This is a genomic window from Cryobacterium sp. MLB-32, assembly GCF_000738085.1.
Taxonomy (GTDB): Bacteria; Actinomycetota; Actinomycetes; order Actinomycetales; family Microbacteriaceae; genus Cryobacterium.
The window spans coordinates 1-3,720 of the sequence record NZ_JPRS01000185.1 but is presented as its reverse complement, the minus strand read 5'-3'; the positions used below and the strand labels follow the sequence as shown (position 1 = coordinate 3,720).

Annotated in this window: 3 protein-coding genes; 1 reads left to right on the top strand and 2 read right to left on the bottom strand. The window is 65.6% G+C overall.

The annotated features are described in order from the left end of the window. Positions 1-857 (top strand): 23S rRNA (guanosine(2251)-2'-O)-methyltransferase RlmB (gene rlmB / locus JF66_RS15265; RefSeq protein WP_051973605.1); only part of this gene is annotated, 857 nt, incomplete at its 5' end. 106 nt (positions 858-963) lie between these two features. On the opposite strand, the gene JF66_RS15260 is transcribed toward rlmB, so the two are convergent. Both JF66_RS15260 and JF66_RS15255 read right to left on the bottom strand, forming a co-directional pair. After that, positions 964-2,283, bottom strand: a complete 1,320-nt coding sequence (locus tag JF66_RS15260) for a DUF4032 domain-containing protein (protein WP_035879393.1) — start codon at positions 2,281-2,283, stop codon at positions 964-966. A gap of 83 nt (positions 2,284-2,366) precedes the next feature. Beyond that, positions 2,367-3,464 (bottom strand): ABC transporter ATP-binding protein, encoded by a 1,098-nt coding sequence (locus JF66_RS15255; protein WP_035879392.1) that lies wholly within the window; start codon positions 3,462-3,464, stop codon positions 2,367-2,369. Positions 3,465-3,720: the final 256 nt, after the last annotated feature.

The following is a 3,720-nucleotide window of genomic DNA, read 5'->3' as shown; positions in this document are numbered from 1 at the left end:
CCGGACGCCCGCAGACTCCTCAGCGCGGCACCGGCAACTCCGGCGGCGGCGGCGCATCCACGCGGCGCGCCAAGCAGGTCGACGAGCACGAAATCGTCACCGGCCGTAACTCGGTCGTCGAGGCGCTGCGCGCCAAGATTCCCGCCAGCGCCCTGTACATCGCCTCGCGTATCGAAATGGACGAGCGCGTCAAAGAGGTTCTCCTCCTGGCGACGAGCCGGAACATCCCGATCCTCGAGGTCATGCGTCCCGAGCTCGACCGCCTCGCCGGCCGCGACTCCGTGCACCAGGGGCTCGCGCTGAAGGTTCCGGCGTATGAGTACGCGCACCCGATGGAGCTGCTGCAGCTCACGATCAGCCGCGGCCACAAGCCGTTGTTCGTCGCCCTCGACGGCATCACCGATCCGCGCAACCTGGGTGCCATCATCCGCTCGACCGCAGCATTCGGCGGGCACGGCGTGATCGTGCCGCAGCGCCGTTCGGTGGGCGTCACCGCGTCGGCCTGGAAGACCTCCGCCGGCGCCGCGGCCCGCACACCCGTTGCCATGGCCAGCAACCTCACCCAGACTCTCAAGTCGCTCAAGGAGCAGGGCGTCTTCGTGCTCGGCCTCGACGGCGGCGGAGACGTTCAGCTGCCCGAGCTCGGTCAGGGCTTCGCCGAACGTCCGATCGTGATCGTCGTCGGCAGCGAGGGCAAGGGGCTGTCTCGCCTCGTCACCGAGACCTGCGACGCGATCGTTTCGATTCCGATCAGCGCCGATACCGAGTCGCTGAACGCCGGCATCGCAGTGGGTGTCACCCTCTACGAGGTCTCACGCCTGCGCGCTCAGATCAAGGCAGCAAAGCTCGCCAAGTAGCAGCGCCGTGCGTCACTCCATCGCGCGGCACTCGTGTGGCCAGGTGGGGCTCGTTCAGACGAGTGCCACCTGGCCACACACACTTGCCACGACGGCCGGCGGTGCGCTAGACCTTGAGCTTCCAGTCGTCGGCGTCGTCGGGGTCGGTCTCGTCGTCCGCGGCGTCTTCCGAACGGATGACGTGGATCGGCAGGGTGATGGACCCGGTGGGCGGGTCCATCATGGTGGCCTCGTCCCGGCGGTGGCGCAGCACGTCCTGCACATAGGAGCTCACGGCCTCCGCGAGCGGAATGTCACGTGACTGGTTCTGTGCCATGTACCAGCGGTGATCGAGCAGCTGGTGGAACACCTCGGCGCGCTCGAGCTTGCCGCGCATCTCCATCGGGATCGCCCGCACGACGGGCTCGAATACGCGCACGAGCCACTCGTGGGCAACCATCTCCTCGTCAGTTTCGAGCTTGCCGTACGCCGCGCGATACGAGTCGAGGTCGTTCAGCAGGCGCCGCGCCTGGTTCTCTTCGGCATCCAGGCCGGTCAGACGCAGCAGACGCCGCTGGTGGTGCCCGGCGTCGACAACCTTGGGCTGGATGCGCACCTTGGTGCCGTCCGAATCCGTCTTGATGGTGAGCTCTTCGATGTCGAAGCCAAGGTCGTTGAGGCGCTCGACGCGCTCGGTGATCCGCCATCTTTCCGAACTGGCAAAGGACTCCGAGCCGGTGAGTTCCTTCCACAGCGAGCGGTAGGCGGCGACGATGCCATTGCTCACGCGGATGGGGTCGAGTTCGTCGGCGACGCGGCCGCCGGCCTCGAGGTCCATCAGCTCGCCGGCGATGTTGACCCGAGCGATCTCCAGGTCGTTCTCGCGCTGGCCGTTCGAGAGTCCGCCGGCATAGAGCTGGCCGGTTTCGGCGTCGACGAGGTAGGCGGCGAAGGCTCCCGCGTCGCGGCGGAAGAGAGTATTCGAGAGCGACACGTCGCCCCAGAAGAAGCCCACCATATGCACGCGCACGAGCAGCACCGCCAGGGCGTCCACGAGCCGGGTGGCGGTATCGGGCCGCAGGGTGTGCGAATAGAGGGCACGGTAGGGCAGGGAAAATTTGAGGTGCCGGGTGACGAGCACAGACCGAAGGGGGTCGCCGTCCTCATCTGTACGGTTGGTGATCACGGCCACCGGCTCGACGCAGGGAACCTCGAGGCCCTGCAGATTGCGCAGCATGTCGTATTCGCCGCGGGCCATGTCACTGGTGGTTTCCTTGATGGCCACCACCCGACCGCTCAGGTGCGCGAAACGCACCAGGTGTCGCGAGAGTCCCTTCGGGAGCGAGGCGATGGTCTCATTCGGCCAGGCGTCGAGGGGGAGCTGCCAGGGCAGATCCAGCAGTGCGGGATCGGCGATAGCCGAGGTGATATTGAGGGAACCGCTCATGAAAACAGCCTAACTGTTGCACAAACGGCCGGACGGAGCGATGCTCCATCCGGCCGGAATTGCGTTGTGTGAGAAGTGGGCTGTTAGTCGGTGACCGCGCCGCCGAGGCGGAGGCCGCTCTCGGCGTCGAACACGTGCAGGTGGTTCGGCGTTGCGCTCAGGTACACGGTCTCGCCGGCATTCGGGTGCGAGCGGCCGTCGACGCGGGCGACGATGTCGGTGCGCTTGCCGTCGATGGTGGAGTGGCCGTAGAGGTAACCGTCGGCGCCGAGTTCTTCAACCAGGTCGACCTCGATCTGCAGGCCCTCCTCGCTGGTGGTGGACATCTGAATGTCCTCGGGGCGCACGCCCACGGTGACCTTCTTGCCGGCGACGCTCGCGAGGGTGTCGCGCTGCACCGGAATCGTCGAGGTACCGAATTTGATACCGCCGTCCACGGTGTCGGCGAGGAACAGGTTCATCGCCGGGCTGCCGATGAATCCGGCCACGAAGACGTTCTGCGGCTTCGCGTACAGGTCGCGGGGCGTGCCGACCTGCTGCAGAATGCCGTCTTTCAGAACGGCGATGCGGTCACCCATGGTGAGCGCCTCTGTCTGGTCGTGGGTCACGTAAACCGTGGTGACGCCGAGGCGACGCTGCAGGCTCGCGATCTGCGTACGGGTCTGCACGCGAAGCTTGGCGTCGAGGTTGGAGAGCGGCTCATCCATCAGGAAGACCTGGGGCTGACGCACAATGGCGCGGCCCATGGCCACGCGCTGACGCTGACCACCGGAGAGGGCCTTGGGCTTGCGGCTCAGGTACGGCTCGAGGTCGAGAAGCTTGGCGGCTTCGAGCACGCGGGCGGCGCGCTCGTCCTTGTTGATGCCGGCGATCTTGAGCGCGAAGCCCATGTTCTCAGCGACGGTCATGTGCGGGTAGAGCGCGTAGTTCTGGAAAACCATGGCGATGTCGCGGTCTTTCGGCGGGACATCCGTGACGTTGCGCTCACCGATGAAGATGTTGCCGTCGTTGACCTCTTCGAGGCCAGCGAGCATGCGCAGCGACGTGGACTTGCCGCAGCCGGAGGGGCCGACGAGAACGAGGAATTCGCCATCGGCGACCTGGAGGTCGAGCTGGTCGACAGCGGGGCGAGTGGAACCCGGGTAGAGGCGGGTTGCCTTATCGAAAGTGACTGAAGCCATGGTTATTAATCTCCTTCACCGGCAGGAACGTGCCGGACGATCCGTTGTGAATAGGATTTGTCGTGCCCGAAACCTGCGTCAGTGAAGATGCCGAACCTTTTCATTATGGCATACGGCCCCTGCCGCTCGGCGGCGGGTCGGGCGAGGGGGACAGACACGAGGGACACCCGTGTGGTCGACTCCCAGCGGATGGTCGTATTATTTGCTAGTGCACCAGCATTAAACCCGGTGGCGAACCTTTACCGTGTGGAGCGAA

Excerpts from the sequence above, each read along its gene's own strand:
- JF66_RS15260 (WP_035879393.1), bottom strand. The coding sequence starts at position 2,283 with ATGAGCGGTTCCCTCAATATCACCTCGGCTATCGCCGATCCCGCACTG.
- JF66_RS15255 (WP_035879392.1), bottom strand. The coding sequence starts at position 3,464 with ATGGCTTCAGTCACTTTCGATAAGGCAACCCGCCTCTACCCGGGTTCC.